At 68.1% G+C, this 25,657-nt stretch carries 26 protein-coding genes; 18 read left to right on the forward strand and 8 right to left on the reverse strand.

Going from position 1 to position 25,657, the window contains the following annotated elements:
* Window positions 1-37: 37 nt before the first annotated feature.
* Window positions 38-1,297 (reverse strand): aminomethyl transferase family protein, encoded by a 1,260-nt coding sequence (locus ACOKM3_RS08640; RefSeq protein WP_426898573.1) that lies wholly within the window; start codon window positions 1,295-1,297, stop codon window positions 38-40.
* A 342-nt stretch (window positions 1,298-1,639) separates the two neighbouring features.
* Here ACOKM3_RS08640 and ACOKM3_RS08645 point away from each other — a divergent pair, with 342 nt between their 5' ends.
* The 4 genes from ACOKM3_RS08645 to ACOKM3_RS08660 are packed head-to-tail and all read left to right on the forward strand — an operon-like array spanning window position 1,640 to window position 4,079.
* Window positions 1,640-2,368 carry a PIG-L deacetylase family protein gene (locus ACOKM3_RS08645; protein WP_426898575.1) on the forward strand — a complete coding sequence of 243 codons (729 nt, stop codon included), beginning with the start codon at window positions 1,640-1,642 and terminating at the stop codon, window positions 2,366-2,368.
* Entirely contained in the window at window positions 2,365-3,069 is a 705-nt protein-coding gene (locus tag ACOKM3_RS08650; protein ID WP_426898577.1) for a 4-carboxy-4-hydroxy-2-oxoadipate aldolase/oxaloacetate decarboxylase, read from the forward strand. The genes ACOKM3_RS08645 and ACOKM3_RS08650 overlap by 4 nt, the downstream gene beginning before the upstream one ends.
* On the forward strand, window positions 3,066-3,773 hold the full coding sequence (locus ACOKM3_RS08655) for an alpha/beta fold hydrolase (RefSeq protein WP_426898579.1): 708 nt from the start codon (window positions 3,066-3,068) through the stop codon (window positions 3,771-3,773). Before ACOKM3_RS08650 ends, ACOKM3_RS08655 begins: the two co-directional genes overlap by 4 nt.
* A 30-nt stretch (window positions 3,774-3,803) precedes the next feature.
* Complete coding sequence (locus ACOKM3_RS08660; protein ID WP_426898581.1) at window positions 3,804-4,079, forward strand: muconolactone Delta-isomerase family protein; 276 nt, start codon at window positions 3,804-3,806, stop codon at window positions 4,077-4,079.
* 134 nt (window positions 4,080-4,213) lie between these two features.
* Here the strand turns inward: ACOKM3_RS08660 and ACOKM3_RS08665 are convergent, their stop codons facing one another.
* A complete protein-coding gene (locus ACOKM3_RS08665; protein ID WP_426898583.1) occupies window positions 4,214-5,677 on the reverse strand; it encodes an aldehyde dehydrogenase family protein in 1,464 nt (487 codons plus the stop codon).
* Between the two features lie 272 nt (window positions 5,678-5,949).
* Here ACOKM3_RS08665 and ACOKM3_RS08670 point away from each other — a divergent pair, with 272 nt between their 5' ends.
* The 4 genes from ACOKM3_RS08670 (at window position 5,950) to ACOKM3_RS08685 (ending at window position 10,097) form a co-directional block, all read left to right on the forward strand.
* Window positions 5,950-7,587, forward strand: a complete 1,638-nt coding sequence (locus ACOKM3_RS08670) for a flavin-containing monooxygenase (RefSeq protein ID WP_426898585.1) — start codon at window positions 5,950-5,952, stop codon at window positions 7,585-7,587.
* A 47-nt stretch (window positions 7,588-7,634) separates the two neighbouring features.
* Complete coding sequence (locus tag ACOKM3_RS08675) at window positions 7,635-8,420, forward strand: SDR family NAD(P)-dependent oxidoreductase (RefSeq protein ID WP_426898587.1); 786 nt, start codon at window positions 7,635-7,637, stop codon at window positions 8,418-8,420.
* On the forward strand, window positions 8,417-8,992 hold the full coding sequence (locus ACOKM3_RS08680; RefSeq protein WP_426898589.1) for a VOC family protein: 576 nt from the start codon (window positions 8,417-8,419) through the stop codon (window positions 8,990-8,992). The genes ACOKM3_RS08675 and ACOKM3_RS08680 overlap by 4 nt, the downstream gene beginning before the upstream one ends.
* A 106-nt stretch (window positions 8,993-9,098) precedes the next feature.
* Window positions 9,099-10,097, forward strand: coding sequence for a helix-turn-helix domain-containing protein (locus ACOKM3_RS08685; RefSeq protein WP_426898591.1), 999 nt, complete (start codon window positions 9,099-9,101; stop codon window positions 10,095-10,097).
* Between the two features lie 47 nt (window positions 10,098-10,144).
* On the opposite strand, the gene ACOKM3_RS08690 is transcribed toward ACOKM3_RS08685, so the two are convergent.
* The 6 genes from ACOKM3_RS08690 to ACOKM3_RS08715 all read right to left on the reverse strand — a co-directional run bounded on the left by ACOKM3_RS08690 (window position 10,145) and on the right by ACOKM3_RS08715 (window position 15,284).
* The gene (locus ACOKM3_RS08690) at window positions 10,145-10,783 is read right to left on the reverse strand and encodes a cyclodeaminase/cyclohydrolase family protein (protein WP_426898593.1); all 639 of its coding nucleotides are present in this window, start codon (window positions 10,781-10,783) and stop codon (window positions 10,145-10,147) included.
* A complete protein-coding gene (purU, locus tag ACOKM3_RS08695; protein WP_426898595.1) occupies window positions 10,780-11,652 on the reverse strand; it encodes a formyltetrahydrofolate deformylase in 873 nt (290 codons plus the stop codon). The genes ACOKM3_RS08690 and purU overlap by 4 nt, the downstream gene beginning before the upstream one ends.
* On the reverse strand, window positions 11,649-12,632 hold the full coding sequence (locus tag ACOKM3_RS08700; protein WP_426898597.1) for a bifunctional 5,10-methylenetetrahydrofolate dehydrogenase/5,10-methenyltetrahydrofolate cyclohydrolase: 984 nt from the start codon (window positions 12,630-12,632) through the stop codon (window positions 11,649-11,651). The genes purU and ACOKM3_RS08700 overlap by 4 nt, the downstream gene beginning before the upstream one ends.
* A 60-nt stretch (window positions 12,633-12,692) precedes the next feature.
* Window positions 12,693-13,556, reverse strand: coding sequence for a class III extradiol dioxygenase subunit beta (locus ACOKM3_RS08705; RefSeq protein ID WP_426898599.1), 864 nt, complete (start codon window positions 13,554-13,556; stop codon window positions 12,693-12,695).
* Window positions 13,549-13,905 (reverse strand): protocatechuate 3,4-dioxygenase, encoded by a 357-nt coding sequence (locus tag ACOKM3_RS08710; protein WP_426898601.1) that lies wholly within the window; start codon window positions 13,903-13,905, stop codon window positions 13,549-13,551. Before ACOKM3_RS08710 ends, ACOKM3_RS08705 begins: the two co-directional genes overlap by 8 nt.
* 755 nt (window positions 13,906-14,660) lie before the next feature.
* A complete protein-coding gene (locus ACOKM3_RS08715) occupies window positions 14,661-15,284 on the reverse strand; it encodes a TetR/AcrR family transcriptional regulator (RefSeq protein WP_426898603.1) in 624 nt (207 codons plus the stop codon).
* A gap of 148 nt (window positions 15,285-15,432) precedes the next feature.
* Here ACOKM3_RS08715 and ACOKM3_RS08720 point away from each other — a divergent pair, with 148 nt between their 5' ends.
* The 10 genes from ACOKM3_RS08720 (at window position 15,433) to ACOKM3_RS08765 (ending at window position 25,520) form a co-directional block, all read left to right on the forward strand.
* Complete coding sequence (locus ACOKM3_RS08720; protein ID WP_426898605.1) at window positions 15,433-17,112, forward strand: AMP-binding protein; 1,680 nt, start codon at window positions 15,433-15,435, stop codon at window positions 17,110-17,112.
* Window positions 17,109-17,894 (forward strand): enoyl-CoA hydratase/isomerase family protein, encoded by a 786-nt coding sequence (locus ACOKM3_RS08725; protein WP_426898607.1) that lies wholly within the window; start codon window positions 17,109-17,111, stop codon window positions 17,892-17,894. Before ACOKM3_RS08720 ends, ACOKM3_RS08725 begins: the two co-directional genes overlap by 4 nt.
* Window positions 17,891-18,637: an SDR family oxidoreductase gene (locus ACOKM3_RS08730; RefSeq protein ID WP_426898609.1), complete on the forward strand. Its 747-nt coding sequence runs from the start codon at window positions 17,891-17,893 to the stop codon at window positions 18,635-18,637. Before ACOKM3_RS08725 ends, ACOKM3_RS08730 begins: the two co-directional genes overlap by 4 nt.
* Window positions 18,638-18,712: 75 nt before the next feature.
* The gene (locus tag ACOKM3_RS08735) at window positions 18,713-20,386 is read left to right on the forward strand and encodes a CocE/NonD family hydrolase (protein WP_426898611.1); all 1,674 of its coding nucleotides are present in this window, start codon (window positions 18,713-18,715) and stop codon (window positions 20,384-20,386) included.
* Between the two features lie 332 nt (window positions 20,387-20,718).
* Window positions 20,719-21,954, forward strand: a complete 1,236-nt coding sequence (locus ACOKM3_RS08740) for a PucR family transcriptional regulator (protein ID WP_426898612.1) — start codon at window positions 20,719-20,721, stop codon at window positions 21,952-21,954.
* A gap of 151 nt (window positions 21,955-22,105) precedes the next feature.
* The gene (locus tag ACOKM3_RS08745) at window positions 22,106-22,933 is read left to right on the forward strand and encodes an alpha/beta fold hydrolase (RefSeq protein ID WP_426898614.1); all 828 of its coding nucleotides are present in this window, start codon (window positions 22,106-22,108) and stop codon (window positions 22,931-22,933) included.
* Window positions 22,933-23,547, forward strand: coding sequence for a hypothetical protein (locus ACOKM3_RS08750; protein ID WP_426898616.1), 615 nt, complete (start codon window positions 22,933-22,935; stop codon window positions 23,545-23,547). Before ACOKM3_RS08745 ends, ACOKM3_RS08750 begins: the two co-directional genes overlap by 1 nt.
* A 5-nt stretch (window positions 23,548-23,552) precedes the next feature.
* The gene (locus ACOKM3_RS08755; protein WP_426898618.1) at window positions 23,553-24,350 is read left to right on the forward strand and encodes an STM4013/SEN3800 family hydrolase; all 798 of its coding nucleotides are present in this window, start codon (window positions 23,553-23,555) and stop codon (window positions 24,348-24,350) included.
* A gap of 18 nt (window positions 24,351-24,368) precedes the next feature.
* Window positions 24,369-24,797, forward strand: coding sequence for an NUDIX hydrolase (locus ACOKM3_RS08760; protein ID WP_426898620.1), 429 nt, complete (start codon window positions 24,369-24,371; stop codon window positions 24,795-24,797).
* A gap of 135 nt (window positions 24,798-24,932) precedes the next feature.
* A complete protein-coding gene (locus tag ACOKM3_RS08765) occupies window positions 24,933-25,520 on the forward strand; it encodes an HD domain-containing protein (protein WP_426898622.1) in 588 nt (195 codons plus the stop codon).
* Window positions 25,521-25,657: the final 137 nt, after the last annotated feature.

A 25,657-nucleotide genomic window follows, 5' to 3' on the forward strand; every position in this document is an offset into this window, starting at 1 on the left:
ACTGTCGGCCTGTGGCCACCGTATCCCCGCCGTGTCCTCAGGCGGTCTGCAGGTTCGCCCGCCTGCGGTCGGTCTTGTACGGCGCGGGAGCCACCGTCGCCCGGATCTCCTTTTGCGGTCCGTCGGGGGTGCCCCAGTGCACCGTCACCCTCGTGCCGATCTCGGCGTGGGCGAGGTCGATGGTGCAGAGCGAGAGCATTTCCCGGAAGTAGTAGCTGTAGCCGCGGGACGTCGCCACTCCGACGAACTTGCCGTCCACAGTGACCTTGTCCGCCCACATGAAGCCGCGCTGGTCGCGCGGCATGTCCATGAAGGGGTAGTTCTCGCCGGGCCGGAAGAGCGATGCCTGTACGTCGAGGACGTCGTCGGCATTCCACACCAAGGTGCGTATCGTCCGACGCGGGCAGGCTTTCTCCGCCTCGAGTGCCTCCCGGCCGAGGAAGTCGTGGTCGAAGTTGATGTTGCGGCCCCAGCCGAGTTCGACGGGGCTGCGGTAGTACTCGGAGATGTCGCGTCCCTCGTACGAGCCTGCGATGTAGGCGGGCTGGGCGAATGCGGGCATGGAGTCGGTGAAGACCTTGAGGTAGTTCGCGGTGTCCGGCTCGAAGATCGCAGGAATGTAATCCGTCGCGATGGTCGGGAAACAGGCCTCGAGATGGTTGATCGGTGCCGTCCGGCCGCCGAGCTTACGGATGCCGAAATCCTGGCCGGCCTCGACGATCGCGTCGTACACATCCTGCTTGTGCGCGACCGGCCCCTGCAGCTCGAAGCCGATCTCCCCCGCCATGCCCTGCCGGAGGGCGTGGATGTCGTGGCCGGCGACACGGATGGTGTTGACCCGCATGAAGCCGGTGTCACGCAGACCGCTGCCGGCGACCTTCTCCAGAACATCGACCGATCGCGGTCCGGACACCTGGAGGATGAACCAGTCGTCCTGTTCCACCTGGACGTCATAATCGGTGGTCGCCAGGTAGTGCCGCGCCCAGAACCCGCCACGGCCGTGGAGCATGTACTCCTGCTGCCCGAGCCGGGTCAGGACTCCCTCGTGAATGACCTTTCCATCGCGGTTGGTGTGGATCGCATGCTTCGACTGGCCGATGTCGAACTTCGCGAAGCTGTTGACCGTGATGTCGCTCAGCATCGCCAGGACGTCGGGCCCCGTGAAGCGGTGCTGCCAGAGAAACGACCAGTCCCCGATGTAGCAGGCTTCCTTCCACGACAGGCTCTCGTCCAGCCAATCGGTGTACTCGGGCTCACCGAAGCGGCTCCAGGCGTATCCCTCGGGCGCCTTGCGCATGCTGCTGACTGAATGACTCATCGGCTTCCTCGCTGTGGTCTCGGCAGTTGGTGCCTCTCTGGACGCTAGGACGGCACGCGCCGGTCCGAGACAACCGGATGACCTCGATGACTCGCCTGTGCGGGCAGGTGCGGCCGCGACAAATGACGTACCGCGCTCGAAGGGCCCGGCGCGACCCGCCGCGGATGCGACGGATGACGTATCCAGGGCGCGACTGCAGCCCTCCCAGCGCTGGTCATTCGCAGGTTCTCGCGGAGTTCCGTGCCGCCTAGCGTCGTCCGTGCTGCGGCCGCCGATCGGCAGGCGGGCGAGCATACGACGACGAGAGAGGTGCTGCGAACGATGGCGACAAACAGCCGTCCCACGGTGCTGGTGATCAGTGCGCACTCCGGCGACTTCGTGTGGCGGGCGGGCGGTGCACTCGCCCTCTACGCCGAGCGCGGGTACGACGTCCGGATCGTGTGCCTGAGCTACGGCGAGCGCGGCGAATCGCAGGGACTGTGGAAGCAGGAGGGCATGCCCCTGGACAAGGCGAAGGAGGGGCGCCGTCTCGAGGCCGAGGCGGCTGCCGAGGCGCTCGGCGCCTCGATCTCCTTCCTCGACCTCGGCGACTACCCGCTGCGGGTCGACGACTCCGGGCTGGCGAAGATCGTGGCCGCGATGCGCGCCGCGCAGCCGGACGTGCTGCTCACGCACGTCGCCAACGATCCGTACAACCGCGACCACAACGCCGCCCATGAGGCCACGCTGCTCGCGCGCCAGGTCGCCCAGGCCGCCGGTCACGACCGGTCGACAAGTCCCATCGGCGCCCCGCAGGTCCTGCAGTTCGAGCCGCACCAGCCTGAGCAGTGCGGTTTCTCCCCGAACCTGCTGCTGGACATCACCCCGGTATTCGACCGCAAGCGCAAGGCCATGGAGTGCATGGGGGCGCAGTCCCACCTCGTGCAGTACTACACCGACCTCGGCCTGCGCCGCGGCGTCCAGGCGGTCCGTAATAGCGGCGCGAAGTCGATCGTGCAGGCCGAGGCCTACCAGCGCGTCTTCCCGATCGTCGGGGAGGTGCTGCAGTGACCGACCATGTTGTCGTCCGCACCCGCCGGGGCCCCTCGGGCAAGGTCGTCACCGCGCTCGCGAAGAGTGGCGTCGCGACCTCGCACGAGGCCCACGGCCGCCGGGGCCTGCTCGGTCCGGAGCTCCGGCCGATCTATCCCGGCGCCCGGATCGCCGGACGCGCGGTCACGGTGCTTTCCCACCCCGGCGACAACTTGATGATCCACGCGTCCATCGAGCAGTGCCGCGAGGGCGACATCCTGGTCGTGGCCACCACCTCACGCTCCACCGACGGTATGTTCGGAGACCTGTTCGCCACCCAACTGCTGCATCGCGGGGTCCGCGGACTGGTCACCGATGCCGGCGTACGTGACATCGCCGACCTCCAAGCGATGGGCTTCCCGGTCTGGTCCCGGGCCGTGCACGCCCAAGGCACCGCGAAAGCCGTGGCCGGCTCGGTCAATGTGCCGATCGTGGTGGCCGGGCAGCTCGTCAACCCCGGCGACATCATCGTCGCCGACGACGACGGAGTGCTCTGCGTCCCGCTGACCGAGGGCGAGGCGGTCGTCGAGGCCGCCGCCAAGAGGGAGGCGGGCGAGGAGGCCAAGCGGCTCCGTTTCCGCGAGGGCGAACTCGGCCTCGACCTCTACGACATGCGTCCACAGCTGGAGCGGCTCGGCGTGCGCTACGTCGACGCCGACGAACCCGAGGAAACCCGATGAGCACCTTCGTCCTGATCCACGGCGCCTGGCACGGCGGATGGGCCTGGCAGCGAGTGGTCCCCGCGCTGCGCAACGCCGGACACGAGGTGTACACCCCCACCCTCACCGGACTCTCCGACCGCGCACACACCCTCACCCCACAGGTCGGACTGTCCACCCACATCCAGGATGTCGTCGGCCTCATGGAGGGATACGACCTGAACGACGTCGTGCTTGTCGGGCACAGCTACGCCGGACAGATCGTCACGGGGGTCGCGGACCGCGTCCCGGAGCGTCTGGCCCTGCGAGTGCACCTGGACGCCTTCGTGGGTGACGACGGCGAGGCGGCGGTGGACCTGCTTCCCGAGGCCGTAGCCGGGCACTGGCGCGAGGCGGCCGAGGGCCCCGGCTTCGGCTGGCTGGTCCCGCCCCGCTCGCTGACGAAGCTCGGTGTCACTGAGCAAGCAGACATCGACTGGCTCACACCACGGCTCACACCGCACCCCTGGCTCACCTACACCGAGCCACTGCGTCTGACGGGCAAGGGCGACCGGGTGCCCGCCGCGTTCATCGAGTGCGTGGACTGGATGCGGGTCTTCACGGCACAGGCGGAGCGGGCCGCCGCCCGTGGCTGGCCCACCCATGAGATCGCCACCGGCCACGAAGCCATGGTCACCGCACCCGACGAACTCGCCGCCCTGCTGCTCGACTTCACGCGCCCCTGAGCGGGCGATTCGATCCGAGAGGAACACACCATGGAGTTCCTGGTCCGCACCGAGAACCTCCTCCCGCACGACACGTCCGACGAGCTGCGAGGCCGGCTCAAGCGGGGTGAACGCGAGCGCGCCATGGAACTGCGGGAGGCCGGAGTCCTCAAACGGCTGTGGCGGGTGCCCGGCCGCAACGCCACCATCGGCCTCTACGAAGCCGAGGACGCCGCCGCCTTGCACGACGCACTCGTCTCCCTGCCCATGTGGAAGTGGATGGACATCACCGTCGAGGCGCTCGCCACTCACCCGCAGGAGAAGTGAGGCGAAGGGACGCCTCACCCGCCGTGCCGCACACGGGAGGAGCGGGAGCCCGCAGACTCGGGGCTCCCGCTCCTCCCATGTGCGGCAATGCAGCCGTCAGGCCTGTCATCCAAGGCTTGCCATCGAGGACTCGGTCACGCCCGGAACGTGACGGTGTGCGGCTCGGTGAAGTCCAGCAGGCCGTCCGTCCCCATCTCCCGGCCGATGCCGCTCTGCCGGAAACCGCCGAACGGCGCCCGGTCGTCGCACGCGCCGGCGTTCGCCTGGTTGACCCAGGTGGTGCCCGTCCTCAGACGACGCGCGATGTCGCCTCCTCGCTCCTCGTCGGCCGTCCACACCGACGAACACAGGCCGGACCACTCGCCGTTCAGCCTGGTGACGAGACCGTCGAGATCGTCGAACGGCAGCACGGGAACAGTGGGGCCGAACTGCTCCTGCGTGACGATGTCGAGGTCCTCGGCCGGGTCCAGGACGAGCGACGGCAACAGATAGTGGCCGGTACTCTGCTCGGCCTGCTCGGTGAACGAGCCGAACTCCCGGACATCGGCGCCGGCCAGCGCGGCCTGCTCCAGCATCCGGCCGACGCGGGCTCGCTGCGCGGCCGAGTTCAACGGGCCCATGCCGACCGCCGGATCGTTTCCGTTCCCCACGAGAGAGGATCCGAGCACCCGCCCCATTCCATCGGCGAGTTCATCCAGTCGCTGTCGCGCGACGTAGATGCGCTTGACACTCATGCACACCTGCCCGGTGGTGAGGAAGCAGGCACCGACGAGATCGGCGAGGGTCGCCGCATCCAGCTCGGCGTCGTCCAGCACGATCGCCGGGTCGTTGCCGCCGAGTTCGAGCGTGACCTTGGTCAGCGACTCGGCGGCCAGTTTCATGATGTGCTTGCCCGCCGCGGTGCTTCCGGTGAAGACCACGTGCTGGACCCTCGGATCGGTGATCAGCGGTTCGACGTTCGCGTTCGTCCCGGTGACCACGTTGAGGACTCCCGCGGGCAGCCGCGCGGCGAGGATCTCCAGCGTGCGGACCACCGCGAGGGGAGCGGTCGGCGGTGGCTTCACAATGGTGGTGTTTCCCGCGACGAGGACGTAGGGCAGGCTCGCCGCGAGGATCGCCAGGGGCCAGTTGAACGGCACGATCACGCTGACGACCCCGACCGGGAGCCGGTGGATCTCGCTGCGGAACGGTGGTCCCGGCAGGTGCAGCGGCGATGTCAGCTCTGCTCCCAGCTCGCAGGCGGCGCGGAAGCGGGCGCCGAAGACGGCGAGGTCGATCGCGGCCTCCTGCGCGATCTTGCCGTTCTCCCGGACGAGAAGCCGCGACAACTGGGCCTCGTGGCCCGCCAATCCGTCGAGTGCGCCAAGGACGGTCGCGACCCGCTCACCGACAGGGGTAGCTGCCCAGGACGTGAACGCGGCGTCGGCCGCCGCGATCGCGGCCCTCGTGTCGTCAACGGTCGCCTCCGCGGCGAAGCCGACCACGGTGTCCGGCTCCGACGGGTCATGGACAGCCGTCCAGTTCTCCGTCTCGACAGTCACCCCGTTGATGACGAGCCCCGCTCGGGTCTCGGACTCCTGGGAAAGATCGACCTTCATGAGTAACCCCTTTGTTCTCCAGCCATGCGTGGGAACAGATCCTGGAGCCGGGAGAAGGGGCGGCGCATCGGCCGATCGACGCCGGACAGCCGCCGCTCGTGGCCGTGGCGGCGCGACGGATGACGTAGTTCCTCAGCGCCTCCGTGACCCGCCACCGGGGACGTCCCCACGTTCGTGCGGCCAGGTGACAGCACAGTGCGGCGACGGCCAACACCGCCGTCCGCGGGATGCCTAGCGTCTGGAGGACTCAACCACGCATCACAGGAGCCGCCATGTCACGTCTCTCCCCTGCACCGGGCCGTGCCCCCGACTACGACGCCGTCGTGGTCGGTGCCGGCTTCGGTGGACTGCACATGCTGCGCCGGCTGCGCAGCGCCGGATTCCGAGTCCGGTTGTTCGAGGCCGGCGGCGAGGTGGGCGGAACCTGGTACTGGAACCGCTACCCCGGTGCGCGGTGCGACTTCGAGAGCTTCGACTACAGCTACGGGTTCGACGAGGCCCTGCAGCAGGAGTGGAACTGGTCCGAGCGCTACCCGTCGCAGCCGGAAATCCTGCAGTACCTCAATCACGTGGCCGACCGCTTCGGGCTCCGCGAGGACATCGTCCTGTCGACCCGCGTGACATCGGCGCATTACGACTCCGAGAACCACGCGTGGACCGTGCGCACTTCTCCGGTCGACGGGGCAGGAGAGGCTGCCGAGGTCACCGCACGGCTGGTGGTGATGGCCACCGGCGCCCTGTCCTCCCCGCGACTGCCCGATGTGCCGGGCATCGACACCTTCGAGGGCCTGCGACTGCAGACCTCGACATGGCCGGCCGACGGTGTCGACTTCAGCGGCAAAAGGGTCGCTGTGGTCGGCACCGGCTCCTCGGGCGTTCAAGTGATCCCCAAGATCGCCGCCCAGGCAGACCGGCTCCATGTCCTCCAGCGGACCGCCGGGTTCGTCGTGCCGGCCCACAACCGGCCGCTCACCGCGGCCGATCGGGACGCGGTGAAGTCCGACTACCGCGCCTACCGCGACCGCGCCCTCGACGCGTTCCTCGGGATCCACTTCCCCCTCGCCGGCGAGTCGGCGGCAACTGCCGACCCGGTCGAACGCACCGCCGCGTACGAGGCTCGCTGGCAGCAAGGCGGCGCCTCGATCCTGGCCTGCTACCGCGACCTGCTCGTCGACCCCGCCGCCAATGAGTCCCTGGCGGAGTTCCTGCGGGGGAAGATCGCCGAGATCGTTCACGACGGCGACGTCGCCAAGCGGCTCACCCCGCAGGGCTTCCCGGTCGGGGCCAAACGCCTCGTGGTCGAGACCGACTACTACCCGACGTTCAACCGGCCGAATGTCGAGCTCGTCGACCTGCGTGAAGAGCCGCTCACCCAGGTCAATTCGACCGGCGTTCGGGTCGGCGACCGGCAACTCGACCTCGACGCGCTGGTCTTCGCCACCGGGTTCGACGCCCTGACCGGGCCGCTGCTGTCCATCGACATCCAAGGAGCCGACAACCGGCGGCTGTCAGAGGCATGGTCCGACGGCCCGACAACCTACCTCGGCCTAGCAGTCGCGGGATTCCCCAACCTGCTGACCGTTGCAGGCCCGGGCAGTCCTTCCGTACTCAGCAACGTCGTGCGCTGCACGGAGGAAAACGTCGAGTGGATCGGGACGCTCGCCGAACACCTGCGCGCCGACGCCCTGACCGAGGTGCAGGCGACCGCCGACGCCGCACAGGCCTGGACCGAACATGTCGCGGAGACCGCCGAGATGACCGTCCTGACGTCGGCCGACTCGTGGTACCTCGGGGCCAACGTGCCCGGCAAGCCACGCGTGTTCATGCCCTACGCCGGCGGAGTGCCCGAATACCGACGCCGCTGCGCAGAGGTGGCCGACCGCGGCTACGAGGGCTTCATCCTCTCCTGACCCGTTCCAACTCTCCGACCCATCACGACTCACAATGGAGTGACCCCATGGACTTCACCAACAAGTACGCGATCGTCACCGGCGGCGCGGGCGGCATCGGCCGTGCCACCGCGGCCCTTCTCGCCTCCCGCGGCGCCGGCGTCCTCCTCGTCGACCGCGACGCGACCGCTCTGGAAGAGGCAGCGGCGGCCATTGCCTCCGGGGGCGGGACGGTTCACACGGCCAAGGCCGACGTCTCCGACGAGCAATCAGTGCGGGACTACGTCAGCCGCGCCAAGGAGCTCTTCGACGGGCGTATCGACATTCTGTTCAACAACGCCGGCATCGAAGGTCCCGTAGCAGATCTGGTCGACTACCCGGCCGAGGACTTCGACAAGGTCATCGCGGTCAATCTGCGCGGGGTCTTCCTCGGCCTCAAGCACGTCCTGCCCGTCATGATCGCCCAGGGCAGCGGCTCCGTGATCAATACGGGCTCGGTGGCCAGTGTTCGCGGTCTCTCGGGCGCCATCAGCTACAACGCGGCGAAGAGCGCCGTGCTGGGCATGACCCGGGCAGCCGCCGCGGAACTGGGCTCAGCCGGCGTACGGGTCAACGCCGTGCTCCCCGGCATGATCGACACCCGGATGCTGCGCAACCTCGTGACCCACATGTCCGGGGACGTTGAGACCGGCCTCGACGTCGTGGCCCGGTCCGCCCCGTTGGGCCGCAACGGGCGCCCCGAGGACGTCGCCGAGACGGTCGCGTTCCTGGCCTCCGACGCGTCGTCCTACGTCACCGGCGCGGGCTTCCCCGTCGATGGCGGCGGGCTCGCCGTCATGGCCAACGGACGATGAGCATCAACGCGACGAGCGGTGCCGGCACTGGCTCCACGTTCGGGTTCGGTGGCCCCCAAGGGGGCATCATCCAGGGCGCGTTCGTGGTTCCCGACCTCCACGCCGCGATCGAGCGATGGGTCAGGGACCTGCGAACGGGTCCGTGGTTCCTCTTCGAGCACTTCCCCGGTGACGGCGACGCCAGTTACCGGGGCGGCCCGTCGAGCGCCGATGTCTCCATCGCGATGGCCTTCGCGGGCCACCTGCAGATAGAGCTCATACAGCCGAACGACAACGCCCCCTCCGTCTACCGGGAGACGATCGAGCGCAAGGGCCATGGTTTCCATCACCACGGGATCGGGAGCACGGACGTCGAGGCGGACACGGCGTCCTACATGGAGCGCGGCTTCGAGGTCGCCTACCGGGCAGAGGTACCAACGGGCGGCCAGGCTGTGTACCTCGACGGCGGGCCGGAAGTGCCCGGCTTCATCGAGCTGATCCCTGCCTCGTCCACGATGGACGAGCTCTTCACAGGGTTCTGGCGGGCGAGCGTCGACTGGGACGGGTCCGATCCCATGCGGACGGTCGGCTGACGGCGACCGGGTCATCCGTCGCGTCGGGACGTGGCAGGACGACGCTCCCCGGCGGGCCGGGAGATGCCTAATGTCACCGGTGGTCTTGTACAAGGAGGTACAACCGGTGCTCACCATCTCCACCTGCGATGTCCCCCTCGGGGAACAGCAGGACTACTGGCGGACCACGCTCGTCGAGCGCTTCTTCGCGGTCGACAGCACCATGCCGGCACCACCGCAGGCCGGCTACGACAGCAGAATGACCCGGGTCGGGTTCGGCGGGCTGACCGTCGACTCCGTGCACGCCGATCCTGCCCGGGTCTGCCGTTCCCCCCGGCTGGCCCGACTGTCACCGAGTGAGACGACCCAGATCTCCGTCCTGCTCCGTGGTCGCGCCGCGTTCAGTCAGCAGGGGCGGACCGCACTTCTCTCGGAGCCCGGGGACTTCGCGATCATCGACACGAGCCGGGCGTACGTGTGCGAGTTCATCACCCCCGGCGACCAGGTCATGGTCCAGGTTCCACGAGCACTTCTCACCCCGGGCCTGGGGATGCTCGACGAGGTCACCGCGGTCACGGTCAGCGGACAAGCAGGCCTCGCCGCCGTCGCCTCGTCGGCGTTATTCGCCCTGGCGCAGCAGGATGCCGATCGGCAGGACGCGCTTGCACGCTCTGCGGCACGCAGTGCGGTGGATCTCGCTGTGAGCGCTCTCCTCGATCAGGTCCCCGGGGAGCCGGCACGATCCCCCCGGAGCGAGCTCCTTGAGCAGGCGCAACGGTTCATGCGCGACCACTTGCACGAACCGGACCTCGGACCCGCCCGCGTGGCCGCGGCGATTCCCGTTTCGGAGCGCTACTTGTTCGCCGTGTTCCAGGAGAGCGGCAGCACGCCGTCCCGATGGCTGCGGGAAGCCCGCCTCGACCGCGCACGCCGACTGCTCGAAGCCCACCAGGGTGAGCACGCGCGCCCCATCCAGGAGGTGGGCGCCGCCGTCGGACTTCCGCGGGCGTCCCACTTCAGTCGGCTGTTCCGCGAGCAGTACGGGGTCAGCCCCAGCGAGTACCGCGGGCCGCGTCACCCCACGCACCCGTCCGGAACCGACGACCCCGCCCTCGTCAACGTGTAGGGACAGCATGCCCGGACACCAAAGCCGCTGCCGGCCCATGGCCGTCGTCAGACCAGAACGTCCCGAACCGCACGCTCGACGACCGCGGCCCGCTCCGCCACCGGATCGACGCGTTCGAGCACGGCACCGAGTTCGGTGCGGACCTTCTCGTCGCGGATACCGCCGAGGTTGATCTCGACGTTGAGGCGCGCGGTGGTCGCCGCGGCCCGCGCGGCCTCGCTCGCCGCCGCCACGTCCGAGAGCACGTTCCGGTTCGCAACCGGGAGCACGGCCTCGGCCAGGTCCATCAAGGCATCCGCCACACCGATCACCTCGGCGGGTGGTGCCGCGGCGGCAGCCAGCGCCGCGGCGATGGCCGCCGTTCGGTGGTGCTTGGCTGCCGGTGTGTCCTTGGGCAGCGCATACGCCTCGGTCACGGCGGTGAAGGCTGCCGCGTCGTCGTCGGCGAGCCGCAAAGCCCGCTCACGCTCCCGGTCGCAGCGCTCGGCAATGCGGGCGACGAGGTCGGCGTGCTCGGCGTACCTCGGGCCGGTCGTGTACCGGGCCACCATGGCGACGAGCGCGGCGGCCTGTGCCGCATGCAGGGCTGCTGCTGCGCCGCCGCCCGGGGCGGGAACCCGTGCGGCAAGCGCCGCCAGGTACCCGCCGACCGTCTGTTCGGACAGCGGTACGTGGCTGTTACTCATGGGAAAACCACGGTCCTGTTCCCGGTGACGGCGATCCGGTTCTCGGCGTGCCACCGCACAGCGCGCGCCAGTGCCCGGCTTTCCGCCTCGCGCCCACGGGCGGCCAACTGCTCGGGGCCGAGCGAGTGATCGACGCGGATCAGTTCCTGCTCAATGATCGGCCCCTCGTCCAGATCTGCCGTGACGTAGTGAGCGGTCGCCCCGATGACCTTCACCCCGCGGGCGTGGGCCTGGTGGTAGGGCTTGGCACCCTTGAAGCTCGGCAGCATCGAGTGATGGATGTTGATGGCCTTGCCCGCGAGCTGCCGACACAGGTTGTCCGAGAGGATCTGCATATAGCGCGCCAGCACCACGAGGTCGACCTGCTGCTCCCGGACCAGGTCCAGCAGCGCGGCTTCGGCTTGCGGCTTGGTGTCCTTGGTGACCGGCACGTGCCGAAACGGCACGCCGTAACTGTCGGCGATCCGGCCCAGATCGGGGTGGTTGGACACCACCGCGACCACGTCGAGATTCAGTTCGCCGACCGAGTTGCGGAACAGCAGATCATTGAGGCAATGGGCGAACTTGCTGACCATCAGCACCACTCGCAGCCGTTGCCGGGCGTCCTCGAGCTGCCAGGTCATCTCGAAGCGCCGGCCGATCGCCTGCATCGCCTGGCGCATCCCCTCGAAATCGAGAGACGTGCCATCGACGCGGGCGAACTCGACGCGCATGAAGAACGTGCCGTTGAGGGCATCGCCGAACTGCTGGCTCTGCACGATGGTGCACTTCTCCTGCACCAGCAGCTCGGTGACGGCGTGCACGATTCCCGGACCGTCGGGGCAGGACAGGAGCAGGACGCCGTGCTGGGCGCCAGTGGACGGGGTCATGACGCCTCCTGGAGCGACAGAGCAGACACCCCGACGGTGGCCGGGATCGGGTCGGTCAGAGAGCAGGCCGCCTCGTCGGAGGTCATGCCCGACAGGATGCGGGCCGCCAGAACGGTGTTGCGCAGCAGCCACACGTCGGTGACGGGCCCGACGCCCCCAGGTACCGGCGTGATCGCCCGCACCCGCGGTGCGACCGACGCGAAATCGACGTCTCCAACCATGTGGACCCGACCGTCGGCGCCCGTCTGCGGGTTGATGCCGACATCGATCACCACGGCGTTCTCGCTGACATGTTCGGCCTTAATCAGGCCGGCCTTGCCCGCAGCTACGATCAGGACGTCTGCCCAGCGGGTTCGCCTACCGACTCCGGTGGTCCTGTCGGCCCATTCGTCGACGGACTCGACGGTCGCCTGGCGCTGGTAGCCCAAGGACGTCGCAGGCTTGCCGACGTTGTTCGAGCGACCGACCACGACGATCAGGGAGCGGTGGTAGAAGTCCGCACGGTTCTCCCCGACCGAGTCGAGCCAGGTGTCGAGCAGATGGAACACCGAGGCCGCTGTCGAGGGCACGAACCGCGGCACACCCAGGGCCAGCAGGCCGGCGTTCTCCGGGTGCACCGCCTCGATGTCCTTGCGGGGGTCGATCGCGCGGAACACCGCAGACTCGTCGATGTGCGACGGCAGCGGGCGCAGCACCAGGATCCCCGATACTTCCGGATCCGTGTTGAGCCCACGGACGACCTCGACCACCTCGTCCTGTGAAGCGGTCGCCGGTACGGTGCAGCGCCGGTGCACCACACCCAGCTCGGCCGCGAGGCGCGTCAACCTCCGCTCGTAGGCCGCGGAGCCGTACTCCTCACCGACAACAACGGTGGCCAGACCGATTCCGGTGCCCTCCGCCTTCAGGCGCGCCACATCGGACGCCACACCCTCCTTCAACGAATGCGCGGCAGCTCGGCCGTCGATGACCTGTGCACTCATCTCGTTCCACAACTCCAGTTCTCGGGCCCGGTGTTACGCCGGGCGAGTCGTTCAGGCCTGCTACGCCGTGCGGTTGCCGGGCGCCTGGTTCTCGAACAGCGCGATTCCGGCTGCGGTATTGGAGGCAGGTACGTGGTAGGCCGAGTGAATCCTGCGGATCTCGGCGTTCATCGCGCCGCGCATGACGAGCCACATGATCAGCTCGATTCCCTCGGACCCGGCCTCACGGATGTAGTCCTCGCGGCTCAGCGCGGCGAGCCGCTCGGGATCCTTCTCGATCGCCTCGAGGAACAGGTGGTCGAACGTCGGATTGATGAAACCGGCCCGGGCGCCCGCCAGTTGGTGCGACATCCCGCCGGTGCCGAGAATCCCGACGGTCCCCGCCCCGCCATAGCTCGCGATCGCCCGCCCGAGAGCCTGGCCGAGCGCGAGGCAACGGGCGGCGGTGGGCTGCGGGTAACGGATGACATTGACCATGATCGGGATGACCGGGCACGGCCAGGCATCGCCGGGGTTCGGCGTCCAGACCGACAGCGGCACCGTGAACCCGTGGTCGACGTCGAGTTCGGAGAACACCGTGAGGTCGAAGCCCTCGTCGACGAGGTTCTGCACCAGATGGAAGGAGAACTCGGGATCGCCGGTCACGTCGGGGACCGGGCGGCGGCCGAAGCCCTCGTCCGCCACCCGATACCGCTCTGCCGCACCGATGGCGAACGTCGGCACGATGTCGAGGTCGACGCCGTTCGCGTGGTCGTTGTAGACGAGGATCGCGACGTCGGGGGTGTGCTCCGCGAGCCACTCCCGGGCCGGTCGATAGCCCTCGAACAGCGGCGCCCACGCCGGGTCGGCCTCCAGCCCCCTGTCCATCGCTGCCCCGATCGACGGCACGTGCGACGTCGCCAGACCCCAGATCACCTCAGACATCGGTACGCCCTCCCGCCTGCATCGCGGCCCTGAATTCCGCCTCGGACATGCCGGTGAACACGCCGCCGAGATACTGCATCGACAACCCGTCGATCATGGCGAGTTTGTAGATGTAGAAAATGCTGCCGCCCAGGTCGAGCATCGCTTGCCAGTCCCGCGCAAGGACCGCGGAAGTCTGGTCCTCGGACAGCTCGAAGGCCGCGCAATAGGCGGCCTCGTCCGCCAGGAACTCCGACCTCGTGGTCCCGTCCCGCAGCGACATGAACAGCTTGTTCATGGGGTGGCCGCGCAGACTCGTCGGACCGTCGAAGACGTAGGTCGCCGGCGCACCCGGCTCAGTCCCTGACACGTGGTTCTCCTTGCGTCTGCCTGCGCGCTGTCGCGCCGTTGGCGTGCTCCTTCGACGCTAGGGGCCCGAACGCGCGCCGCCATCGCGCCGCTGTCCCGTCGCCGAAGAGCCGTCTGACAGCAACGGGCGCGACAAATGACGTAGCAATCTGTGGAACGCGTGGTTCCTCTCGCCGGATGGAACCCGGCAAATGCAGCTTGCACTCACAGTCAGACGGCAGGAGATCGGGCTGCCGGATTCGCCGTTGGGATCGCGACCGTCTACCGCTACATACGTGAAGCCGTCGAGAGCTTGGCCGCCCTCGCCCAGTTACTGGCCGAGGCGATAAGAACCATCCACACGAGGGCGTTCGTGATCCTGGCCTCTCCGGCCCTGCCCAAATCGGCCCATGGTCTGACCGCCCCCGGACAGCACGGGATCATCGAAACCCTCACCAAAGCAAGGCTCAAGTGCTGGGCGGACAAGGCGTACCAGGGGGTCGGCCGACCTGTCAGGGTTTCGTTTCGGGGACGCCGACTCAAAAGTATGGAAGCTCCGCGACAACGCCACCCATGCCAAGATCCGCTGCCTCGCCGAGCAGGCCATGGCCACCCTCAAGGGCTAGCGTCACTGCGCAAGCTCCGTTGCAGCACCAACCGAATCACCGACAGCGACTCCCGTGTTCACCGTGCTCCGCACGTGAAGCTTGGAAGGCCCAAAAGCAGGGAACCTGCAGGGGACTGTGAAGGTGTAATAGGCGCAGTTGCACCGCGGCGTCAGGCTGAGCTGAGCCCGTCGATCAGTAGATCTCCGAGTTCGGAGAACGCGTCACCGGCGGTCAGGCCGGTGGCGTCCAGGAGGGTTCCGGACTGTACGGAGTCGATGGCGACGGCGACGACCTGTGCGGCGAACTGCCCGTTGACGGCGCGGAAGACGCCGGCCCGCACGCCGTCGTCGATGAGTTCGTGGACTCGGCTCGCGGCGGTCTCGGAGTTCCTGCGGTAGATCCGTGCCGTGGGTTCGTAGCCGACCATGTCGTCGTAGAAGGCGTGGGAGTGCCTGCGCATGGCGGTGCCCACGCCTGCGAGGTAGACGCGGATCCGCTGCCGGGGGTCGGGCTCCGCTGCCACGGCGCGCTCGATCTCGGCCGCCGACTCGCGGAAGAAGGCGCGGGTGACCGCGAGCACCAGCTGCTCCTTGGTGGGCGCGAGGCTGTAGAGCGTGGCCTTGGAGCAGCCCAGGCGCTGTGCCAGGTCGTCCATCGTCACCGCGGTGAAGCCCTCGCTCAGGATGATGTCCTCGGCCTGGCGGAGCAGCTCTTCCTTGCGCCCGGCGTCGGCCACACGACGACGGGTCGTGCGGCGCGGGCGGCGGTCGCGCGAATCGGTGGTGGCAGTCACCGCGCCAGTCTCTCACGCACTCCATTGCCGACTGGGCGGAGCGAACAGGCGGCAGCCCTCATGTCTAGCCCTCTCATGTCTCATCTCTTGTCTCGCTCTTTATTGGGTACTAGCGTACGTAAAAACGTACCCACCCGTTGGAGTACCCATGACTGACGTTCAGACGACGGTGTCCGGACTCATTGACGACTTCGCAGGTGACAGCGCAGATGTGGCCTGGCTCCTGTGTGATCGCCACCCCGGTGGCGCGGTGGCCTTCACGGTGATCGGTGAAGGCGAAGGCCAGTCCGGCCCTTCTGTCCGCGACATCACGTACGACGAACTCCGGGAGCTGTCCGAGCGGAGCGCCAGGGCGCTGGCGGAGCTGGGGGTGGGCCCCGGTGACCGGGTGGCCACGCTGATGGGCAAGGGCGTGGACCTCGTCGCCGTCCTGGTCGGCGTCTGGCGGCTCGGCGCTGTCTACGTGCCGTTGTTCACCGCTTTTGGGCCGCAGGCCATCGCGGCCCGGCTGACGAACAGCGGGGCCAAGGTCGTTGTCACCGATGCCGGGCAGCGCGCCAAGTTGCTGCCCGGGCCGGACATGCCCGAGCAGCGTTCGTGGACCACCGTGGTCGCCGGAGGCGGAGCGGTCGGGGGTGAGCACGATCTGGCCGCGCTGCAACGCTCCGCGGCGTCCGCGAGTCTGCCCTCGCGCCCCCAGGGCGGTACCAGGCCGCTGGTGCACATGTTCACGTCCGGGACGACGGGGGCGCCCAAGGGTGTGATCCACCCGGTGGCCCATGTCGCCGTCTGGCAGAGCTACTTGGAGCACGCCCTTCATGTCACGGCCGACGATGTGTACTGGTGCGCGGCCGACCCCGGCTGGGCCTACGGCCTCTATGCCGGGATCATCGCCCCGCTCGCGGCGGGCCGTCGCAGTGTGCTCGTGACTGGCAACTTCCAGCCGGACACCGCCTGGACGGTGCTGACGCGGCTGGGAGTCACCAACTTCACCGCCGCCCCCACCGCGTACCGGGCCCTGCGCGCGAGCAGCGGCCCGCCCGCGGACGTACGCCTGCGGTGTGCCTCCAGTGCGGGTGAACCGCTCACCCCGGAGGTGTCCGAGTGGGCGCAGCGCGCCCTGGGTGTGCGGGTGCGGGACCACTTCGGGCAGACGGAGCTGGGCATGCCCCTCGCCGATGCCTGGCACCCCGATCTTTCCGGCCCGGCCAAGCAGAGCTCCATGGGGCGCGCCCTGCCCGGATGGCGGCTGACGGTGCTCGACCCGGTCGAGGGCACCCCGGTCGGCGAAGGTGTGCAGGGCCGTATCGCGGTCGACGTCGCGCACAGCCCGTTGATGACCTTTACGGGCTACCAGGGCGCGGGCGACGCGGCCGAGAAATTCACCCCGGACCGTGCGCACTACCTCACCGGTGACCTGGGACGCGTGGACGGCGACGGCGACTTCTTCTTCGCTTCCCGCGACGACGACGTGATCCTCATGGCCGGATATCGCATCGGCCCCTTCGACATCGAGTCGGTGCTGTTGCAGCACCCGCAAGTGGCCGAGTGCGCCGCGATCGGTGTGCCCGACGAGGCCCGCGGCGAGGTCCTGGAGGTGTACGTGGTGCCCCGCTCCGGCACCACCGCCAACACCACTGGCTTCGCCGAGGAACTGCAGCAGTGGGTCAAGCAGCGCTATGCCGCGCACGCCTACCCCCGCGCCGTGCACTTCACCGACGCGCTGCCCAAGACACCCAGCGGCAAGATCCAGCGAAATGTCCTGCGCCGACAGCGTACGGCGGCCGAACAGGCCACGCAGGACCGCGACATGAAAGCAGGAACGTGAACAGATCCCCCTTGCTGACCGAACAGCGCGGCCCCGTCCGGTGGGTGCGCCTGAACCGGCCACAGCAACGCAACGCTCTCGACGACACCTTGATCGAGGCACTGGACCGCGCGCTGACCGAGGCCGAGGCCGACCCGGACACCACGGTGCTGGTCGTGGCCGGTGAAGGTCGCAGCTTCTGTGCCGGAGCCGACCTGGGCCACCTGGTCGGCCTGGCCGAGCAGGGCCACAAGCCTGTGGAGTTCCTCTCCCGGGTCTCCGAGCTGTTCACCCGGATCGAGAATTCGTCCCTGCCGGTCGTCGCCGCCGTCCACGGACACGCCGTCGCGGGCGGAATGGAACTCGCACTCGCCTGTGACGTGGTCATCGCCGCCGAGGACGCCCTCCTTGGCGACGGCCATGTACGCAACCAGCTGCTGCCCGCCGGAGGCGCCAGTGTGCGGCTGCCGCAGCGCGTCGGTGTGAACCTCGCCCGCTACCTGATGCTCACCGGAAAGCTCGTCCCCGCCCAGGAGTTGTACGGGGCCTGCGCTTGGCTGCACTCGACCGTGCCCGCAGCACACCTGGAGCGGGCAGTGCAGGAAGTCGCCGACGAACTGGCCGCGGTGGCCGGTCCCGCGCAGGGTCGGGTCAAGCAACTCCTCGCCACCACCCTGTCGTTGCCCCCGCAGCAGGGCCTGGACGCAGAGCTCGCCACATTCGCCGCGCACTGGGACACCGCCCCGGTGGCGGACGCCCTGCGTACATTCCTCAATCGCCGACCGGAGGTGTCCCGCACATGAACCGCTACCAGGACCAGGTCGTCGCCGTCACCGGCGCCGCGCAAGGGCTGGGCCGCGCGATGGCCGAACGCTTCGCGGCCGAGGGCGCCACCATGGTGCTCGCCGACCGCGACGGCCAATCCGTTGCCAAGGCAGCGGCCGAGATCGGCCCCACGGCACACTCCGCCGAGGTGGACGTCGCCTCCTCCGCGGCGGTGAACGACTGGATCACCGACCTCGACACCACACACGGCCGCATCGACGTACTGGTCAACAACGCCGGCATCATCCGCGACAACCGCGCCGAGAACATCAGCGACGACGACTGGCAGGCCGTCCTCGACGTCAACCTGACCGGCGCGTTCAACGGCGCGCGCGCCGTACTCCCGGTCATGCGGCGCCGCGGCTACGGACGCATCCTCTCCTTCTCCTCCATGTCCTGGCGCGGCAACTTCGGCCAGGCCAACTACGTCGCCGCCAAAGCCGGCGTCGTCGGCCTCACCCGCGCCCTGGCACTGGAGACCGCCCGACAGGGAATCACCGTCAACGCCATCGCCCCGGGCCTGATCGAGACCCCCATGCTCGCCTCCATGGACGACAAGGGGCGCGACAAGCTCACCGCCAAGATCCCCATGCGACACACCGGCGACCCCACCGACATAGCCGAAGCCGCAGCGTTCCTGTGCTCACCCGGCGCCCGCTACGTCACCGGCGTCGTCCTCGACGTCGACGGCGGCATCAGCATCGGATCCTCCATCCGCTGAACCGCGCACCATCATCCCATGCCACACAACACCCCACCCGTACCACTCACTTCACCCCACCACTCAGGAGCCGACATGGATGTGACAGTCGAAGAGAACGTCCCCGCCACGATGCGCGATGGCACCGTCCTGCGCGCGGACGTCTACCGGCCCACCGCCGGTGGCCCCCACCCCGTACTGCTGTCCCGCCTCCCGTACGGGAAGAGCGTCCCGGCGTTGGTCGGCATCCTGGAGCCGATCGCGCTGGCCCGATCCGGCTTCATCGTCGTGATCCAGGACACCCGGGGCCGGTTCGCCTCGGACGGTGAGGTGTGGGAGCCGTGGACGTACGAGCCGGACGACGGCTACGACACGGTGCGCTGGGCCGCCCAACTGCCGGGATCCAACGGCCGGGTCGGCATGATCGGGGGCAGCTATCTGGGCAACACGCAGTGGACGGCCGCGCTGACCAAGCCTCCGGAGCTTATGGCGATAGCCCCCGAGGTCACGTGGTCCGATCCGCACGACGGGCTGTGGGCCCGAGGCGGCGCCATCGAGTTCGGACTCCAAGTCTTCTGGTCACTCATGCAGGGGGCGGACACCCTGACTCGTCGGCACGCCGAGGACCCGGCCACTATCGGCCAGGCTCTCGGGGCTCTGATCCATGACATGGACCAGACCGTCCCCGCCACCTACTGGGAGCTTCCGGCCGGCCGTCACCCCGCCTTCCGACGCCATCAAATCCATGACCTGGGCTTCGAGCACGCACTGCGGGATCCGGCGTGGAGTGCAAACTGCCGGGTCGCGGGCCGCCACGCGGAGGTGGAGCTGCCCAGCCTCAACCTCGGAGGCTGGTACGACGTCTTCGGCCAGGGCACCCTGGACAACTTCGTCGAGAGCCGGGCGGCGGGACGGCCGGCCCACCTGATCATGGGCCCCTGGACGCACTCAAACCGCACCGGACAGATCGGCGACGTCAACTTCGGGCTGGCCAGCAGCCAGGACCTGCTGGGCCAGCGCGGGTCGTTCACCGATCTCAAGGCCGCCTGGTTCAAGCAATGGCTGACCCCCGACGAGACGCCCGAGACGCCGGAGCTTCCGCCGGTGCTGCTGTTCGTGATGGGGAAGAACGAATGGCGCGAGGAGCAGGAGTGGCCGCTGTCGCGCGCCGTGGACACCGACCTGTTCCTGCGCGCCGACAGCGCCCTGTCCTTCGACACCCCGGCCCCCAGCGAGGGCAGCGACACCTACGTCTACGACCCCGCCGACCCGGTGCCCACCATGGGCGGCCCCCTGGTGATGACCCCCGAATTCCGCCCCGGCCCGCTCGACCAGGCACCCGTGGAGGAACGCGCGGACGTCCTCGTCCACACCAGCGAACCACTGGCCGAGGACCTCGAGGTGACCGGACGGATCCGGGCGATGATCCACGCAGCGACCGACGCACCCTGCACCGACTGGGTGGTGCGCCTGTGCGACGTCGACCCCGACGGCGTATCGATCAACGTGACCGACGGCATCGTGCGAGCACAGACCACCCCGGGCCAATTCGCCGAGCACGCAGTCGACTTGTGGTCCACCAGTTACGTCTTCCGCGCCGGCCACAGGCTGCGCGTGCACGTCACCTCCAGCAGCTTCCCGCGCTGGGACCGCAACCTCAACACCGGCGAACCCGTCGACGTGGGCACGGAGTTCCGCCCGGCACGCCAGGAGATCGCCCACGACGCCGACCGGCCTTCACGCCTGATCCTCCCCGTCGTCCCGTCCTGACCAGCATGCAAGCGCGCGGCCGCAACTGATCGTCGAGGGTGGTGGTCTCTTCGAGGCCGCCCCCCTTGGAAGCGTCTCCACCAATTCTCGCCATGCTTCGTCGACCTCGATGTTCAGGGTCTGCTGGGTCTTGCGCCTGCCGAGAACCTGTCCGCGCAGGCCATCCAGCCCACGATCAGCGACGGCCATCAGGGCATGACGATCGACGTGCTGCTCCGACTCGCCAACGCCTTCGTCCTGATGCTGTTAATGAAACTCAGGGCAGCTCAGTGATGTGGTGCCGTCGATGGTGTGGCCCGGTGAGCGGCGGAATGTGGGAGGTGGGAGCGGCTATGACGGGGCTATGGAGCCAAGGGTCGGCGGCGATCAAGTCGATGGTCGATGAGTTGGCGGAGCGGCTGGGGCGCTCGGTGGTGGTCAATGACCCGCTCGTGCGACAGATGTACGCAAGTCGGCACTTCAACGACGAGGACCCGGCCCGGGTGCGCGCTGTTCTGCACCATGAACCGGGCATTGGTGTGGCGGAGTACATTCTCGGGCTCGGTGTGGACCGCTGGCAGCAGTCGGGACGCGTCCCGGCCGAGCCCGGACTGGAACTGTTTCTTCGCCTGTGTGTGCCCCTGCGTGCGCAAGGCGAGTTCCTGGGCATGCTCATGGTCATCGACGCCGACGAAAGTCTGACTGCCTCCGAAGTCAGGGACATCGAGACCACAGCAGCAGCGCTGGCCGCGCAGCTTTCCGTCATGACCACCGACCATCGCCTCGACGAGCGGGCGAGCGTGGTCAGACGGCTTCTGTCGCCGTCCGCCGCCGATCGGGAATCTGCCGCGGAACAGCTGAGCCTCTGGGGGTTCAGGAACCGACCGCATGTGGTGGTGACTCTCGTCGAAGTGTCCAGTCCGCTGCACAATGAAGCCCAGCTCAAGTTGGCGCTGCGTACCGCGCAAGGCCAGGTCGAGTCGGCAAGCAAGATCCGGGGCATGGGCGCCGTGAGCGGCCAGCGCGCGGACTTCGTCCAGCAGTGGCTGTCACCACCGGACCCCGGCCAACTCCAGGACCAGGGGGGTCGACTGCGTGACACCCTCGTGCGCGCCCTCGGCGCCAGCGCACGGTGCGTCGTCGGCATTGGTTCAGCGGTAGGCGGCACGACGGAAGCGTTACTCTCCCGTCGACAGGCGCACATCGCGCTGCGGGCGGCACGATGTCTGGACTGGACGAACGGCATCGGCGTCTGGGACGAGCTCGGCGAATACGCTCCACTGCTGTGCATCTCGGACGAACTCCCGCCTGGCACACGGGCCGAACGGGCACTCCAGGCCATCGAGGCCCACGAAACGGGCTTCAAACTCTGCGAGACCCTCGCCGTGTACCTCGACGAGGCAGGCAACGTGACCCGCGCGGCCAAAGCCCTTAATCTGCACCGGACTTCGCTCTACTACAGGCTCAAGCAGATCCAGGAGATCACCGGCATGGACCTCGATTCCGGAACCGATCGCCTCGCTCTCCACCTGCAGTTGCGGCTTCGGGACATCTCCGCATCGGAGCTGCGGTTTTCGACGGATGAATGAAAACCTCGCCTGAGATCGCAACAATCAGAGGTTTCGGACTCCTCCTCGGTTTCGCATGCTTTCGCGGGTCCAGTAGTGGGCCCTGTGCCGACATCGTGCCCCTCGTCGGCCACCCACTCGTACCTGAACCGACAGAACGCGAGGCGAAGTCATGACCGGAACTGGCCTGATGTTCACCGCTTCCGACGGCGCCAAGCTTTGCTACGACGATGAGGGGTCCGGCGCACCGGCCCTGCTGGTCCACGGGTACTCCGCGAACCGCAAGTTTTGGCCCTTCCAGCGGCGTGCGCTGCTCGACGCCGGCTATCGCGTGATCACCATCGATCAGCGCAACCACGGCGATTCCGAGCAAGTCTCCTTCGGTCAACGGATGTCGCGTCACGGCACGGATCTGCGCGATCTGATGGACGGCCTGCGGCTGACCGATGTCACCTTGATCGGGCACTCGATGGGGGTGTCCGCATCGCTGGCCCTCTTCAGCCTCCACGGCACGCGCGATGTGAGCCGCTTCGTGGCCATCGACCAGTCGCCGAAGATCATCAACGACGAGGACTGGACGTGGGGTGTGTTCGGCGTCGAGTGGCCCCTGGCGTGGGCGCAGGCGAACATGCGACACCCTTGGGGCGAGCTCGGTCGGGAACCTGTGGTGCCGGAGCATGTCGCTCTCGAAATGGCCAAGGTGACGCCCCATCACCACAGCTTCCCGCAAGACAGCTTCCCGCACGAGCAGGTCACCGGACTACTTATGGATCACTTCGTGGCGGACTGGCGCGACGTGCTGCCTCGGATCGACATCCCGACCTGGGTCGTGACCGGCCGCCACAATCCCTTCTACCACCCCGAGGGTATGGAGTGGTTCGCCCAGCAGGTCCAGCGAGGCAGCTATTCCATCTTCGAGAACAGCGGCCACGAACCCCACATGAACGAAGCGGAACTGTTCAACGAGCAGTTGCTCCAGTTCTTGAGGAACACTCCCTGATGGCCCATGAATACACTCTCGCTCTACCGTTCGGCGGCGCCGTCCTCATCGCCTACACCTCATGGATCGCCTTTCCAGCCGTTCACCGGCCGCATGGGCGTGCTGCGTCGTGCGCACGGACAACGCAAGCGTCAGATGTCACCGGAGCTTGCAGCAAACCCGTCATCCGCGACGGCGGTGCCACAGGCCACCACCCCAGCCAGATCCATGCCGGCGTCGCCTGGTGGCTCGGCGCCTGCCTCGTAGTCACCCAGAAGGCCTCTCATCTCGTCGTCGCCCACGACGGAGAGGCCATCAGTACCCAGTACGCGACGCGCTTCGCCCGCGGCGCCATCAACGCACTGCACTACAAGTGCCTCGTCACCGCACTGCAGGACCCAACCGAACCCGACGAACTCGGCCTGGTGACCGCAGACTTGGGTTCCGTTCCGAGCGCACACATCAGCACCACCCCCTCCGCCGAGGTCACCGTCGCGCTGTTCGACGCCGACGGCAAGCCACTCACCGAGGAATCCGGACTCGCCGCCATCCGAGACCTCATCGCACAGGACCGCGTCCCGATCCCCGTCAACGACGCCGCCCGCGGAACGATCGAATACCGGGGAAAGGCCTGACCTGCGTGCACATCAACGCCGCCGAAATCATCGGCACCGGCACTCCGATCCTCTTCGCCACCCTCGACTCACTGCGCTACGACGTCGCCACCACGGCACTCACGCAGGGCCAGACACCGCACCTGGCCCGCCTCCTGCCGAACGGGACCTGGGAACGGCGCTGGACACCCGGCACCTTCACCCTCCCCGCGCACATCGCCTTCTTCTCCGGATTCCTGCCCAAGCTGCCCTCCCCGCAGCAGCCGCCCCGGCTGTGGGAATGCCGACCGCCCGCCTTCAAAGAAGTCGACAAACGAACCTTCGCCTTCGACGCCCCCAACCTCCTGTGCGGCCTCAACACCCACGGATACCGCACCGTATGCGTGGGCGGCGTCACCTACTTCTCACGCGAAACCCCGCTCGGCAACGTACTGCCCGACCTGTTCGACGAAGACCACTGGCGCCCCGAGTTCGGCGCGCCCGAGCCCGACTCCACCCGCCACCAAGTCGACACGGCCCTGCACCTCGCCGCCCAATACGCCGAGCGCCCCCTCTACTTGTTCGTGAACATCTCAGCCACCCACGTCCCACACGGCCACTACCTCGACGAACACGCCGACACAGCGGCCTCGCAACAGGCCGCCCTGGCCTACGCCGACGCACACCTCGGACGCCTCATCGACCGACTCACCGCCACCCGCCCCTGGCTGATCATCCTGTGCGCCGACCACGGCGACGCCTACGGCGAGGACGGCTTCCACGGCCGCGGCATCGCCCACCCCACCGTCACCACCGTGCCGTTCGCCGCCTGGCACACAGCATGACCGCTACGCTCACCGCCCATGAGCGATGCACCCGCCCGCGACGCCTCCGTCGTCGCAGCCCTCGACAACACCGGCAAAGTCGCCATCCTCAACGCGCCCTTCCCCGACCACGGCGGCGACTTCCTGTTCCTCCCCGGAGGGCGACGCGAGGACGGCGAAGACGCACTCACCTGCGCAAAGCGTGAACTCAAAGAAGAGGCCGGCGTCACCGCAGCATCCTGGACCGCCCTGGGCAACTACGCCATGACACTGGCCTCAACCGCCCGCATCCACCTCTTCCTCGCCCAGAACCTGACCCTCGGACCACAAGAACTCACCGACAACGAGCAGGACTTCAAACTCGACTGGTGGCCGCTCAACTCCGCCCTCGACGCAGCCGAGCACGGACACTTCCTGCTCCCAGCAGGCCCTCTCACACTCCTCCTCACGGCGAGGCGCGTCCACTGATGCGCCGAGCCTCGGATGGCGAACGATAGGGATCAGCCGCAGCAGCGCCCCAATCGGATCCGCCGCACGCGGCCATCGTGAGCAAGAAGCATTCGGTACGCGATCCGCCTCGCCGAGGCGTGAGAGGAGCCCACGGTGGCTGACGACGACCTGACTCCGGTGGCGCGATTCCTGTACGAGGCAGGAACGCTCAAGCACACCAAACGCACCGGCTGGTGGATGGGCGGCGTCAAGGACCCGGAGTCCGTCGCCGAACACTCCTGGCGAGTCGCCGTAATCGCCTCGATCATCGCCAAACTCGAAGGCGCCAACCCCGCGCAAGCCGCCTACCTCGCCGTCTGGCACGACACCAGCGAAACCCGCACCGGCGACGTCAACCACCTCGGCAAGAAATACACCGGCGGCACCGAAGCCGACCCACGCGACATCGCCAACGACCAAGTCCAGGGCTTCCCAGCGGGCTTGGCCGACGCCGTGCGCGACCTGATCGGCGAGTACGAGGACAAGACATCACCCGAGGCCCTCTGCGCCCGAGACGCCGACAAGCTGGAGTGCATGATCCAGGGCATCGAGTACCGCGACCAGGGCTACACCAACATGCAACGCTGGATCGACAACTCCCGCAGCCGGATCACCACACAGTCCGGCCAAGACCTCGCCGACGCCGTACTCAAGACAGGCTCACTGGACTGGTTCCGGGCCGCACTCGGCGAGAAGCCCTGACACGTCGTCACCGTCAACGCCGGGTGCTGTGGAGACGCCTCCCGGGTTCAGCCTGCAGCCGGATGCGGACCTTGCTCAGGGCGGGCCCTTGCGGATTTTACTGAGCGCGTGGAATCCATCAAGAACGAGCAGAGGAA

The organism is Streptomyces nidicola, from assembly GCF_050106155.1.
Taxonomy (GTDB): Bacteria; Actinomycetota; Actinomycetes; order Streptomycetales; family Streptomycetaceae; genus Streptomyces.